The sequence below is a fragment of the Clostridium sp. UBA7791 genome, assembly GCF_002480755.1.
GTDB classification, from domain to species: Bacteria; Bacillota; Clostridia; order Clostridiales; family Clostridiaceae; genus Clostridium_J; species Clostridium_J sulfidigenes.
This window is the reverse complement of record NZ_DLCT01000001.1, coordinates 256,900-270,413: the sequence shown is the minus strand read 5'-3', so window position 1 is coordinate 270,413 and position 13,514 is coordinate 256,900. Positions and strand designations below refer to the sequence as shown.

Genomic DNA, 13,514 nt, shown 5'->3' with positions numbered 1-13,514 from the left:
ACTAATATCCTTTACTTATAAAATCTTTATTCTTATAAATCTCTTTACCTATTAAATAAAGAGCTATATGAAGGAAAATTAAATATATAATATTTATTAAAAAATAACTAGGATTAACCCAACTCTCTATGCTCAAAGAAAACTTGTCCATAAACAGTATGCCATTTAAAAATTCAACATCTATAAAGGGAATGACCAATACTGCTATACCTAATACTCCACTGTTATTTATAACACTTCTTAATATTAAAATAAAAAATCCTAGTATAGAAAGTCCCATGAATTTTAATATAAAGGTTTTTAAAATCACCATATATATTGGTATAGAATTTAAAATTTCAAGTACATTTAAATTTCCATACTGTGGCGATGCGTATAAGGGATCATTTTTAGGCCATAGATTTTTAAAACCACTTGCATACACCCCTCCAATACAATATCCTAAGCATATTATGAGCATAGATATAATGATTGAAAGAGCTATTACAAAAATTACATGACTATAAAATATATTCTTACGATTCTTCATCTTTATTATGAAGCTTTCCTTCTCACTACTTTTTATGTGAGAATTAATTCCAAAGAATAAAATAGGTGTATATAAATATATAAAGGCTACAGCTCCTGCCATTCCACCTTGTCCATTTAAGGTTGAAATAATACTTATTACTGCTTTATCTTCTATTGAATACATCATAAAATAAAAAGCTAATGAATAAATTAAAATAAATATTGTAACTAAAATAAAATATTTTTTTTTATTCTTAATTTCTCTTTTTAAATTATTAAATAAGCTCATTTTTCATTCCTCCATTTATAAATATGGAAAAACAAGCTATGATTAGTATAAGTGGAATAGCTATAAATATATGATTATACCCTGTAGGACTAAATAAAAATATCATTGGAGAATATCTATAGTTTAATACCATAGTGATTATAACATCCATTGCTATATAAACTATAAAAGGAATAATTGTAATAACATATTTATTTCTAAAATATATACTACCAGCTAATGCAATACTGCTAAAGGTTCCTGCATATATAAATAACAAGAAAATTCTTAAAAATACATGTAGTAATGGAAAGTTAAAGTATATATAGGGTAAAAAATCTCTTGGTTCTAAAACTGATGAACTAAAAAATACTTTCGGCTCTATACTAGGAATAAAAGATGCATATAACATATAATTTATTATCAATGGAATACTTATAATTAATCCACTGACAACAAAGTTTACCAAAAACCTATTAATTAAATACTTCTTCTTGTCATATCTTGTGATTATATTTTTTATAAAACCACTTTTTACATCTTCTAAATAAGCATCTGCAAAAGCAACAGTAACAATTAATGGAAATACCATTTGAAGCATTCGTACATACTTTCCAATATTATATAACATTAAATTATTATAAGCTCCATTTGAAAAGTCTATAAAATCCTGTGAACTTAATCTTATATGATTATTACTAAAAACTTCTAAAGAAGCTATTGTTATTCCTACTAAAAGAGCTACATAAAAGGATGTTCTTTTAAATATTCTTTTTATTTCAATCTTTATCATAAACTTCTCCTATCAGAATTATGCTATACCAGTTTTAGCTGGTATAGCATAAACTTTTTTTTTAATTTCCTCCAACTGAATCTGGACTCCATTCTCCACCAGTACTCCAAATTCCTGATGATACTGCTCCTCCATGACCTTCGCCTCTTAATTTAACCTTTACTCCATATCCTCTATCCTCATAAGCATAGTTAGGGATCCACTCTTCTGTTCCATTTGGTACATATTCATTAAAAGATCTACTCCACCAAGTTTTTGAAAAATCATTACTATTTTCATCAACCACTTTTACATGGTATCCGCCTGCACCATCTTGTATCCAACCAAACTTCATATAAGCAGAAGTTGAATCATATTTTGCTCTACGTTCTGTATGTGCAACACTACCCTTCATACTAAAATAAAATTTAAATGGTCTATCACTTATGTCTCCAGCCTCTGCATTTGTTGCAAATCCAGTAATTCCAAGTCCAGCTACTAGTAGTAGACTTAGTAAAATTTTCTTTTTCATGTAATTATTCCCCCTAATATTTTATTAATATATATTAATGTGCGCACATTATTTTTACATAATTGTTTAGCCTAGATTTAATATAACGAATTACATATTACTAACTTGTTACTATTGTATCTTATGTTAAATTTTTCTTAAACCTTTAATACATGAAAGGCTTAATTTTGTACCTAAAATTCTATATTCACCTATTTTTTTACATATGATACGAAATATATTAGGATTTTAATTGTCTATTCTTATACTTTTTTAAGAGCCTTTATCTACTGAAGCCCCAACACTCTCTGGTACTTTCCAATCCATCCTAGATTTACATTTCTCACTTCCCCATTTCTATTTTTACCTATGATAATTTCCATGATTTCCTTAGGAGCCTCACCCTCTTCCTCTTTATTTTTATCTTTATTTTCAGTGTCATAATAACTTTCTCTGTAAGGAAAGAGCACCATATCTGCATCTTGTTCTATGGATCCAGATTCTCTAAGATCTGATAACATTGGTCTTGGATCATTTCTGCTTTCTGCTGCCCTGGAGAGTTGAGCTAATGCTATGACGGTGATTTTCAAGGATTTTGCCATTGCCTTTAGCTCCCTTGATATCTTTGCAACTTCTTGTTCTCTAGATGAACTTACTCCTACAGATTCTATGAGTTGAAGATAATCTATTATTATCACATCTAAACCTTCCTTTTGCTTTAAAGTCTTTGCCTTTCCTCTTATGGTTGGAAGTGTAGTTGATGTGTCATCTATGAAAATTTTCCTCTTCGAAAGTTCTGAGGCTCCTATGATAAGTTTATTTAGGTGATCTTCTTCTAGATTTCCACTCTGTATATTTTTTAAAGAAATCAAGCATCTAGCAGAAAGCATTCTTTGTACAAGTTGGTTCTTTGGCATTTCTAAGGAGAATAAGCCCACCTTTGCCTCTTTGGAAACATGTTGAGCAAGATTTAAAGCAAAGGCTGTCTTTCCCATGGAGGGTCTTGCAGCTATAATAACTAGTTCTCCAGATTTTAAACCTGAGGTCACTTCATCTAGGTCCTTATACCCCGTGGAAATACCTTCAAGAGCCCTTTTATCCAGGTATCTTTTTTCAATATGGCTTATGGTACTCTCCAGTGTATCCATAATGGGTTCCATATCTTCCATGGCTGCACTGCTATAGGCTTTATGAATATTATCCTCTAACTCTTCTACCACCTGGTCTACAAGGAACTCTCCATGACTCTCATCAATAGCTTTTCTGCAAGCTTTTATAACCCTTCTTCTGCTTGCTTTATCCATGATAATTTCACAATAATTTCTTATATTACTTAGGTACACAGCAGAACTAGAAAGCTTAGAAAGGTATGTTATACCGTTGCATTTCTCTAAAACCTCCCTAGATTTTAGTTCCTCGGAAAGGGTTATTAAATCTATATTAATCTCCCTAGCTCTAAGATTTAAAATCCCCCTATAAATCACCTTATGATTTTCATAATAAAAATCTTCTAAGTTTAAAATATCCTCCACTTCATAAATTTTATCCTTATCGTTAATTAGCACCCCAAGGACTACCTGCTCTGCTTCTAGACTATGTGGCATCACCATATCCATGCTACATGTCCTCCTTCAAAACTATATTCTTTAACTTTTCCTTTAACTCAGCTTTATTTCTTTCATCACTAAGGACCATATTTCCCCTCTTAAATTTCCCGTCACTTTCCTTTTCTGGTTTTCTTTCTTGATTTAGATAGGTCTCAAATTTATTGCCAAAGAGAGTAGTCGGAACTAAATATTGCTGAAACTTGGTGCCTGTCCATTTATATTTCATATTATCAATAACGGTTTTAAAGTCCTCTATGGTAAAGCCTTCACTAAGCCTTGCTTTAATAAGCCTAATAGTTATCTTTGTTGAACTTCTAAAGTTTTTTCCTGTTTTCAAATTCAGATACTCTATTATTTCAAAGACACTTTTCTCCAAAAGAAGATTTTTATTTATTTTAGTAGATGAATCTTTAGTAGAGGGATTATTTGTTGTAGATTTAAATCCACACCCCTTAGATTCTTCATCCATACCCTTAGATTCTTCACCCATCATACCCTTAGATTTTTCATCAATACCCTTAGCTTCTTCACCCATATCTTTAGCTCCTTCACAGATACCCTTAGAGTTTTCCTCCTCTGCTACTTCTCTAGTTATAAGCTCCTTATAATTTTCACCTATGCCAAAAAAGGAGTATGTTCCCTTTTCCCTCACAACCAGATGAGTAAGCATTCCTGCATCTCTCAATTTAAAAAATCTAGATTGAACTGTACATTTCTTCATTCTAAAAATAGGAAACTCTCTTAGAACTGCATCATAACGAAGCCAATAATAGGTATGTCCCTCTACCTCCCTTGTGTTCATTCCATTGCTTTCTTTAAAATCAATGAAATACCTAAGAATACTTGCATCAATAATATCTAGTCCAAACTTTATTAATTTATCCTGCCTAAAACCCATAATTGTATGTTTCATAATCTTCTCTCTCCTATCCTTGCTTAATTAACTCTCTATATACTAAATAAGCAATTTAGACGAAAAGTGGAAAATTATTTTATTAAAAATAAAAAAAGTGGCATACACCACATTCCTAACGATAAAACCAATAAAACGTAAAAATCTATACTTTCCTATACATTGAAAAAGACAATCCAGAAGTTAATCCTGAACTGTCTAAAATACTTATACAATATTATTTTTTTGGCTCTGTTGAAGATTACAGTGATAGAATATACAAGCTATGTGGATATTGATGGACATCCCATAAAGATTCTAGTGAAATACACAGCCTTTTATTTTTAATAACGTGGCCGAAACCAAATTATAAAAATCTTATTTTCATTAAGTTATATTATTAAAATCTCACCTTAAATTACACCACATTTTACCTAGGAAACTAGATAGCTAGAAAACTATATACCTATAAAAATATATAAATATGGATATATAAAAATAGTTAAATTGTAATATATAGACCTAGTTAAATAGTAAAATAGTTAACTATTTGTTGTGTTCATGGGGGTTTCAAGGCTTTCTCTAATAAGCACTGTATGTTAATTACTAATTATAATACTTTCTTAAACTTTGCTAAAATAACTTACTGAGTTTTACTTTTACAATACCCCATATCTTTCAAAAGTAATGTAATAAAATATATCGCAAGCAATAAATAAGCTAAATTAAAAGCAACTAATAGGTTTCTATTTTCAATAACTTTACTAATAGGTTGATGTAATATAGCTATAACTAAAATGAAAATATTCCTACTTAATTGAATTCCTTTGGATTTCTTTTTCCTTATATCTTTCATACTTAATTCTCCTCAACTCACTAATATCAACTATTTTATTCTTCCCTTTAAAATCAAAATTCAAACCTTCAATATTTTTTAGCACAACCTCTTGGTTTCATATGCCTTAAATTTATTATAATGCATTTAATGTTTTACATTCCATAAAAATACATGAAAGTATGATTTTATTGCATAAGATTACAATTTTATATATTGAAATCCCAGTAAATATTATCCAAAAACTTTTAAAACCCTTATCTCTAGTGAATTTTCTTAATAAAAGCATATATAGTTAGTGTTAAATAATTTATAAGGAGGTTTCTCATGAAAAAAGAAAATAAAATTAATGATTCCATAGATGAATTTAATTCTGAAGAAAACTTGGAAGAATTTAATGGCATCTGTGAGGCCATCACTGGTATTTCCATATCATCCTTTAATTTTGAAAAAGATACTCCCTCTAGGGAGAATTTATCCACAGCTAACCTAACTTCTCTACCACCTTCTGTTGATAGTTTTACTGATAATCGCAAGGTTAAAACTGAAGCTCCTGGAATAACTCCACCCATAGATGGTGAATTCTTTGATACTCAGAGATGTTATAAAATAAGAAATTCCACTGCTAGAATGCTAAATGAAATTAAAGCTGTTCATCCCAACGTTAATGTTTATATGAATACCATTGTGGATGCAGCAATTAGAAATTACTATGACTTTATTTTCAATAGAGATGGAATTAATACTTTATAATTATTCATCATCTATACTTTCCACTTATTTTTCAAAATGCATATATAATCATTGAAACCACTGATAAGGAGGTGAATTTAATGGCAGTAGATAAAGTTTTAAACACCACTTCTTTTCATATTGAAGTTGAAAACGGAACTGATAAGACTGGAGCTACAATTTATAAGAAAAAAACTTTTTCTGGAGTAAAACCTAGTGTTGACCCTCAAAATGTTTTTGATGTAGCTGAGGCTATCAAGGATGTATTAAATGCTTCTACTAGAGATAGTTACTTAAATGAAACTTCAAAATTAGTTAATGCTTAATAGTATTAACTGTGACTTACCCTAGAGAAAGGAGGAAATTAAACTATGGAATATTCATTATTAATGACTTTTATTAATGCTAGTGGAGATAAAGTTAATTTATCAATTTCAGGGGTTAAGCAAGATATCACTGAACCTCAGGTATCAACTCTTATGGATACCATAATTGCTAAGGATGTTTTTCTTAGTAAGGGAGGCTCTCTAGCTTCTAAATACGGAGCACAGCTTACCCAAAGACAAACTACTAAGTTCAGTCTTGCCTAAAATAACAAAAATAACGGGGTCAGACCTGAGGAAATTTTTTCCTCGGGGTCTGACCCCATTACAAATATTTACACTTCTTCAATAAGTGATTTCATATTCTCTTTTATTGAAGATAATTCATTTTCTACAGTAGTAAGCTTTGATCTAAGGGATTTTATTATGTCCTCTACATTATATACAACGTTGCATACACTTTTTAAAGAATCACTGATTTTTGATTGTACAATCCAGTCAGATATTAATCCATCAAAAAAGTAATCTGCAAAAGTTTCAAAAGAACCAATATTTATATCTATATCCATTGCTAAATCCACATCTGCTAATTCATTTTGAAATTTCATCAGTGCAATTTTTGTATTTTGTGCATACTCTTTAGCTTTATCAATTTCAGAGTGTTTAGCTGCTGTAGCTAAAAGGCCTCCGCCTAGTATATCCCAGGTTCCCCATCCATCAGCACTTTCAAGAGAATCTACTACAAATTGAAGTTCATTTCTAGCAGCATCACCAGCAGCTATTGCTTCCTGTAACTCTTTCTTCTGAGCTTCAATAGAAGGAATCTTGTCCATAATTTCAAGTAACTTTTTAGAGTTCTCATTATTTAAACCTAATATAAACCCTTCTTTTTTCTTTAATACTGCTTCATATTCAGCCTCTGCATCAAGTAAATTGTTAAATGACACTTTATAGGATTCAAGATCCTTTTCTAACATAAGAACTGAGTTGCAACATTCATCATACTTTAACTTTGCAGCAAGGAACTCTTGTCTCTCTTTATCAAGCTGCTGATCCTTACTTCCAAGTATAGAATAAAATATGTTAGAAATACTTAATGATTCAAGCTTTTTTACATCTTTATCCTCATCTTTAAGAGCTTTTTCAAGTTCTATCTTTCTATTCACTTCTTTTTCAAGAGCTTCTTCTGTATGCCTAATCATACCCTCAAACTTCTCTTTTCTCCACACTTTTTCCTTAGTAGCTATAAGTTCTTCATTAATATACTCAAACATACTAAACTTCCTTTCTTTTTTAAGGGAGATTATATCCCAAATTTTGTCACGGGGTCTGACCCCCTGGATATTTTATACTTATTTCAAAGGATATACTAAATTCAAGTTTAATTTTTTCAATTCCTTATAATAATAATAGTTATGCTCAGCACCAACTGTACATAAAATTCTTTTATCACTATTTTTCTCTATGACTTTCCTAATACGTTCTACCATTATTTGATTTCTAGCTATCCAATTTACATTATAAACTATAGGGTCTATTGTATTTAACCATTCTTGCTTTTGCATTATTAATGCATCTAATTCAAATGAATTAAGTGGCAATATGCTTTTTTTTCCAACTTCCCATATTTTTTCATATTTTTTATCTAACTCTTTAATAATGGCTTCTTTTTCAGTTTCACTATAGCTTTGTAGATAATCAAAATCAACCAAATCATCTTCAAACCAATCTACTGGTTTAAATTCAATTCCTTCACTCTTACAGTAAGGTATAATCAATCTTCTATATTCACTTGGTCCAAGATACCCTGAATATGTATTATCATCACAATATTGGGACCAATCCTCTGGTCGTACTTCCCCACATATAATATCAGGTTTAAATCCCACTATTGCTTCTTTTATCATTTCTAATGTGTATCCCTTTTCCTGTCTAAAATCATCATCTCCATGAATTGTACCTAAAATACCTATAACTCCCATGCCTCTTCCCCCTTTTTTGCATTATTCCAAATTTTGTAACAAGGTCTGACCCCCTGGATAATATTTTACTTTATACCATTATATCTCATTACATTCATAATATATACTACCATAGCATAAACATTAAAAAGATAATTTTGCGGGGTGATTATTTTGAAAAAATCCAAGATTAAAAAGTTCTTTTCCTTTTTTAAGAAGATTAAGATTATGATTTTTATAATAGCTATAATTGTTGCTTGTTTATTTATAAATTCTTTAACTACTAAAAATAATTTAGAGAAAAAGAGTGATTTTGTATCTGAAAAACTTATATCCATATCCGAGCTAGCTACTTCCCGTTATGATTACTCTAATGTGATTTCTGTGAAGAATAGCTTAAGTTTTAAGGATATTACTATTCCTTTTACTGAAAAATCCTTTGTAATTAAATATAATGGCTATATTACTGCTGGATTAGATTTTAGTGCTGCTACTTTTTCTATAGATAAGAATATACTTACCATAACTATTCCACCTTGTTCTATCCTTACTCATAATGTAAATGAAGATGAGGTTTTTATATTTGATGAAAAGAACTCCATATTTAATAAATTAACTATGGATGATATGTTAAGTGAAATTGTAGCAGAAAAATCTAAGACTGAAGAAAGGGTAATCAAAGATGGCTTCCTTGATAAGGTTACTGTGGACACTATAGACCTTCTTAAAAATATTTTCTTGAATTGCGGCTTTGATGAAGTAAAAGTTAAGATTGCAGCATCTTAATTCATATAATATAAAAATCCTATGTTTTTTCAACATAGCATTATGACCTTATAAAAATATTGGCTTAGACCTAATATGTTCATTGAGAGGGAATGCAATGAAATAATTCACCTTATAATACTAGTATTCCCTCACTTTGGCCCTAATATAGAATGAAATTATTTTTGAATAAGGGAAACAAAATAAGAATAATATAGACACAAGAAATAATACTATGAAAATCATATATGGTAAAACTTCTATTGTCCTTGAAATATCATTAATTAAAAGAATAAATACTTTTATAATGCTATAAGAAATAATAGCTATAATAGGTAGGTAAAATGCTGAATAAGTTAAAGCCATTTTCTTAGCATTAGAAGCTTGTTCCTCCCTATTTGTATATATATTAGGTCTTTCGCCTGTGTATTCTTTACTCCATAGACTCCATTTAACTGGTAATGTTCCAACAGTATATGCAAGTTCCCATTGATCCAGTTTAAATATTTCATAATATGCAGCTGTAGGGTTATTTTGAAAATCTAATATATATCTAATTTTTCTAGGAGCTCCCTTAGTAAAATAAAATTTCATATTCCCTTTTTTAACTTTATAAAGATTAAAGCCTTTTGCTTCCATATCTTCTAACCATTTTTCTAATTTATCTGGTTCTAAAAAACTAGGGCATCTTTTCTCTATTAACTTCCTATGTTCTTGTAGGGAACCTTCCTTTTCAGATACATATTCCCCATCAAATTTAACATAATCAGAGCCTAATTCCTCTTTTATCTGCGATTCATTCTTCCTTAATCTATATAGTGGATATATGAACAGAGCTATAATACCTAGCACTTTTACAACATTTAAAATATCTAACAAAGTAAAATAAGAAGTTTCTATATGTTGTATTTTCTCAGGAGACACTTCTTTTATGAAGGTGATATCTCCAATACCTAAAAAATAAAAAATTATCATTGGAATCAAAAATATTAGGAAAATGCCAATATTTGCAGCAAGATAAATTGGAATTAATGATAAAAGAATTTGAGCTATTTTAAATCTGCTTAGTAAAGGCTCTCGAGATGGCTGGGCTTTTATATCTTCTAGATTCTTTTCATTTGCTAAGAAAAACCATCTACCTTTACTACAAGCTTTGTACCATCCATTTTTTATTAAAGAAGGTTGTAACTCTGTAATCCTCCTTTTCTCATATGAAACTCTATAGTTAATATTACTTTCTTCTCCCTTTTCAAAGATAAATAGTCTTAGAAGAAGGTTAACATCTTTCAAAATATAACCCTCTAAAGCTTTTTTACTTAACCAGTTTTCTATATTTTTAATATTTAAGCTCCAAAATGGTTTAAAAATTCTCATGAAAAATCCCCCTCATATTTTATTGCATTATCATGTAATTCTTTAATCCTCTCTATCTCTGCTTTTATTAATCTCTTTCCCAGTTCTGTAATTTCATATATTGTTTTCCTATTTTCATCAGAGTAAATTGATATAATTTGACCTTTTTCCATTTTACCTAATGTTCCATAAACTGTACCAGAACCTAACTTTATTCTTCCATCAGTAATTTTATCTACATGTTGTATTATTCCATAACCATGTCTTGGTTCTGTAAGTGAAAGAAGAATATAGAAAGCTGTTTCTGTCATAGGCATGAATGCTTTTAAAATTTTATCCTCACTCATTAAAATACCTTCTTTCTAGTATTACTATATTTTCATATGTCACGGCGTGATATATCATATTGAAACTATATCACGTTGCGACATATAAGTAAACATGCAATATAAAAAATGCTATGTTTTTTTCAACATAGCATTGTGACCTTATAAAATTATTGGCTTAGACTAAATATGTTTATTATTAATTCCTTTTTTAATTGAAATAATTGTAGTGGAATAAGTGGATTTTAGGATTAGGGAAGCATTCTATTTATACTCCATGTAAAATATTTGTAATTCTACACTTATATGATATATAATTAAGCAAATAGACAACCGTATGAGATAGTGAATCAAAGTTTACAATTAATTGTTAGGGGGATCTTTATGAGGGCTATTGATTTATATAATCAATTGGAAAGAGATTTTATTACAAAAGATATGCGAGATGATTGGGCAAGATTCATGGGTGAATTAGGTGAATACCTTTCTCCAAATTTTAAAGAAAGAAGTATGGGATTGGTTTGTGACTTCACAAATGAAATTAATTCAGTTTATTCTGCTGTGTTTCCTACTAAAGAAATTTTGCAGAGTATTATTGATGATGGAGCAACAAATGCAATGTTATTTCTACACCATCCTTCTATTTGGGATATTAGAAGATTAAAACCCTTCTATCAAATGGATAAAGAATTAATAAATAAGTTTAAAGAAAACAAAATATCAATATATAATTTACATGTACCCTTAGATAATTTCAGTGAATATTCAACAAGTAAAACTTTAGCCGATGTTTTAGATATAGAAATTGAAAAACCATTTAAGGAGTATTGCGGAACATTAAGTGGTGTAATTGGTAAAACAAAGTGCAAGAGCGTGGAAGAATTACATGATAGGTTTTCAAAAGCTTTAGGACACAATACAAGCCTCTATTTATATGGAAATAATAATATAAAAGATGGGAGAGTAGCCATTGTAGCAGGTGGAGGCAATAATATAGCTACTGTTTCTGAAATGATTGAAAATAAGGTGGATGTTCTTATTACAGGTATTACAGGTATTTCAGTGAATAACAAAAATTATTTAGAAGTTCATGAGCTTGAACAAAAAAATCATATTAATGTTTTGGGTGGAACCCATTATTCTACTGAAAAATTTGCATGTCAAAAGATGTGTACTTACTTTGAAAGGTTTGGGCTTGTTTCTACTTTTATTGAAGGAGAACCAGTATACGAGGATATGTAAGTTTGCTACATCTGTTTAATAATTGTGCATAAATATTTATGTATATTTCACACTTTCCTTAAATGTAAATTAAATAATATAAATATATTAAACACTTAAGAAATTTGTAATGAATTCCTTAAGTGTTTTAATCTATAATTAAATTAAATAAGCTAGTTATAGATAAGTTTTAAAATATAAAAAAGGCTATAACTATTTCGCCTATGGTAAATAAGCTTTGAGGAGGAACTTTTTTGAAGAAAAAAAGATTTAGTTTTAAAAAACTTTTATTTATTTTAATTATTATTGGTTGGGGTATGTTATTTATTTATTCTTTTAACAGTAAAAATCCTCATGAACAAGAAACCTTTCAGATTGAGTATAAAGATTCTATAAATAAATATTGTAAAGAGTTTGATGTTGATAAATATTTGGTGTATGCAATGATAAAACAGGAAAGCAATTTTAATAACCAGGCTATTTCTTCAGCTAAAGCAAGAGGTTTAATGCAGCTAACAGAAGATACCTTTAACTGGCTAAAACCTCAGTTAGGAGAAAGTTCTACCACCTATGATGATTTGTTTGATGCAGATACTAATATTCGATATGGTGTGTTTTTCATTTCTATCCTTCAGAAAAACTTTTCTGAGCAAAATACTGTAGTTGCAGCCTATAATGCGGGAATGAATATTACCACTGAATGGTTACAGGATAGTAATTATTCAAGTGATGGAGCAACACTAAATAACATCCCTTATAAGGAAACTGCAAATTATGTTGATATAGTGGACTATAATTATAAAAAGTATTTAGAAATATATAAAGATAAGTAACCTATAGAATATGAAATATAAAATACTCATTGATATTTTGTATTATATGTTATAATTTACTTGTATTACCTCTAGCATTATACTATGAGCAACAATTATTTATAAAATATTGTGGAGGAATTCTAAATGAATTTAAACATGTTTAGATGCGGTATCAATGAAATTTCATATATTAAAGATGCCATTATTAATGTTAAAAGCGAAGAAGATCCATGTTGTTTTAACAAGAAAGCTATAGAAAAATTTTTATCCAATGACGATAATTTGTTTTATGTTGCAGCAATGGATGAAAAAGTTGTTTCATATGCAATTGCTTATGTTCAAAGTCGTCTGGATACCACCCAAAGTATGATTTGCTTATATGAAATAGGTACATTAAAGTCCTGTAGAAAAAATGGTATTGGCAAAAGATTAATTAACAAAATTATTGAAGACGGAAAGTTAAATAATTCAATGAAAATATGGATTCCAACAAATATAAGCAACTCACCAGCATGTAAATTATATAGTAGTATTGGAGCAGAGGAACCAGAAATAAAGGATGACATTATTTATAATTTCAGATATTAATCATAATGCATAGATAAGTAAATTAAGGTGTAATA

17 protein-coding genes are annotated in these 13,514 nt (G+C 29.2%); 7 read left to right on the top strand and 10 right to left on the bottom strand.

All coding sequences use genetic code 11. The annotated features are described in order from the left end of the window. Position 1: 1 nt before the first annotated feature. The 6 genes from B3Z56_RS01370 to B3Z56_RS01345 form a co-directional block, all read right to left on the bottom strand. Positions 2-799, bottom strand: coding sequence for a hypothetical protein (locus B3Z56_RS01370; protein ID WP_346878100.1), 798 nt, complete (start codon positions 797-799; stop codon positions 2-4). Beyond that, positions 786-1,571, bottom strand: a complete 786-nt coding sequence (locus tag B3Z56_RS01365; RefSeq protein WP_346878099.1) for a hypothetical protein — start codon at positions 1,569-1,571, stop codon at positions 786-788. Before B3Z56_RS01365 ends, B3Z56_RS01370 begins: the two co-directional genes overlap by 14 nt. A 61-nt stretch (positions 1,572-1,632) precedes the next feature. Continuing rightward, on the bottom strand, positions 1,633-2,082 hold the full coding sequence (locus B3Z56_RS01360; protein WP_346878098.1) for a hypothetical protein: 450 nt from the start codon (positions 2,080-2,082) through the stop codon (positions 1,633-1,635). Between the two features lie 266 nt (positions 2,083-2,348). Beyond that, positions 2,349-3,677, bottom strand: a complete 1,329-nt coding sequence (gene dnaB, locus B3Z56_RS01355; RefSeq protein ID WP_346878097.1) for a replicative DNA helicase — start codon at positions 3,675-3,677, stop codon at positions 2,349-2,351. Between the two features lies 1 nt (position 3,678). After that, positions 3,679-4,581, bottom strand: a complete 903-nt coding sequence (locus B3Z56_RS01350; RefSeq protein ID WP_346878096.1) for a conserved phage C-terminal domain-containing protein — start codon at positions 4,579-4,581, stop codon at positions 3,679-3,681. A 622-nt stretch (positions 4,582-5,203) separates the two neighbouring features. Next, positions 5,204-5,416 (bottom strand): hypothetical protein, encoded by a 213-nt coding sequence (locus B3Z56_RS01345; protein ID WP_346878095.1) that lies wholly within the window; start codon positions 5,414-5,416, stop codon positions 5,204-5,206. 306 nt (positions 5,417-5,722) lie between these two features. Between B3Z56_RS01345 and B3Z56_RS01340 the strand changes: the two genes are divergently transcribed. The 3 genes from B3Z56_RS01340 to B3Z56_RS01330 all read left to right on the top strand — a co-directional run bounded on the left by B3Z56_RS01340 (position 5,723) and on the right by B3Z56_RS01330 (position 6,717). Next, positions 5,723-6,148 (top strand): hypothetical protein, encoded by a 426-nt coding sequence (locus B3Z56_RS01340; protein WP_346878094.1) that lies wholly within the window; start codon positions 5,723-5,725, stop codon positions 6,146-6,148. Between the two features lie 80 nt (positions 6,149-6,228). Then, positions 6,229-6,453, top strand: a complete 225-nt coding sequence (locus B3Z56_RS01335) for a DUF1659 domain-containing protein (RefSeq protein WP_346878093.1) — start codon at positions 6,229-6,231, stop codon at positions 6,451-6,453. 45 nt (positions 6,454-6,498) lie between these two features. Next, positions 6,499-6,717: a DUF2922 domain-containing protein gene (locus tag B3Z56_RS01330; RefSeq protein WP_035131026.1), complete on the top strand. Its 219-nt coding sequence runs from the start codon at positions 6,499-6,501 to the stop codon at positions 6,715-6,717. 68 nt (positions 6,718-6,785) lie between these two features. Here the strand turns inward: B3Z56_RS01330 and B3Z56_RS01325 are convergent, their stop codons facing one another. Next, positions 6,786-7,724, bottom strand: coding sequence for a hypothetical protein (locus B3Z56_RS01325; protein WP_346878092.1), 939 nt, complete (start codon positions 7,722-7,724; stop codon positions 6,786-6,788). 78 nt (positions 7,725-7,802) lie between these two features. Continuing rightward, positions 7,803-8,432 carry a hypothetical protein gene (locus tag B3Z56_RS01320; RefSeq protein ID WP_346877656.1) on the bottom strand — a complete coding sequence of 210 codons (630 nt, stop codon included), beginning with the start codon at positions 8,430-8,432 and terminating at the stop codon, positions 7,803-7,805. A 207-nt stretch (positions 8,433-8,639) separates the two neighbouring features. On the opposite strand from B3Z56_RS01320, the gene B3Z56_RS01315 reads away from it, so the two are divergent. Further along, positions 8,640-9,197 carry a DUF4230 domain-containing protein gene (locus tag B3Z56_RS01315; protein WP_346873536.1) on the top strand — a complete coding sequence of 186 codons (558 nt, stop codon included), beginning with the start codon at positions 8,640-8,642 and terminating at the stop codon, positions 9,195-9,197. 120 nt (positions 9,198-9,317) lie between these two features. Here the strand turns inward: B3Z56_RS01315 and B3Z56_RS01310 are convergent, their stop codons facing one another. Continuing rightward, positions 9,318-10,550 carry a DUF2812 domain-containing protein gene (locus B3Z56_RS01310; RefSeq protein WP_346877655.1) on the bottom strand — a complete coding sequence of 411 codons (1,233 nt, stop codon included), beginning with the start codon at positions 10,548-10,550 and terminating at the stop codon, positions 9,318-9,320. Continuing rightward, complete coding sequence (locus tag B3Z56_RS01305; RefSeq protein WP_346877654.1) at positions 10,547-10,876, bottom strand: PadR family transcriptional regulator; 330 nt, start codon at positions 10,874-10,876, stop codon at positions 10,547-10,549. The genes B3Z56_RS01310 and B3Z56_RS01305 overlap by 4 nt, the downstream gene beginning before the upstream one ends. 363 nt (positions 10,877-11,239) lie before the next feature. On the opposite strand from B3Z56_RS01305, the gene B3Z56_RS01300 reads away from it, so the two are divergent. The 3 genes from B3Z56_RS01300 to B3Z56_RS01290 all read left to right on the top strand — a co-directional run bounded on the left by B3Z56_RS01300 (position 11,240) and on the right by B3Z56_RS01290 (position 13,479). Next, a complete protein-coding gene (locus B3Z56_RS01300) occupies positions 11,240-12,097 on the top strand; it encodes a Nif3-like dinuclear metal center hexameric protein (protein WP_346878091.1) in 858 nt (285 codons plus the stop codon). A gap of 233 nt (positions 12,098-12,330) precedes the next feature. Next, positions 12,331-12,909, top strand: a complete 579-nt coding sequence (locus tag B3Z56_RS01295; protein WP_150844570.1) for a transglycosylase SLT domain-containing protein — start codon at positions 12,331-12,333, stop codon at positions 12,907-12,909. Between the two features lie 126 nt (positions 12,910-13,035). Next, positions 13,036-13,479, top strand: coding sequence for a GNAT family N-acetyltransferase (locus tag B3Z56_RS01290; protein ID WP_346847119.1), 444 nt, complete (start codon positions 13,036-13,038; stop codon positions 13,477-13,479). Positions 13,480-13,514 lie beyond the last annotated feature (35 nt).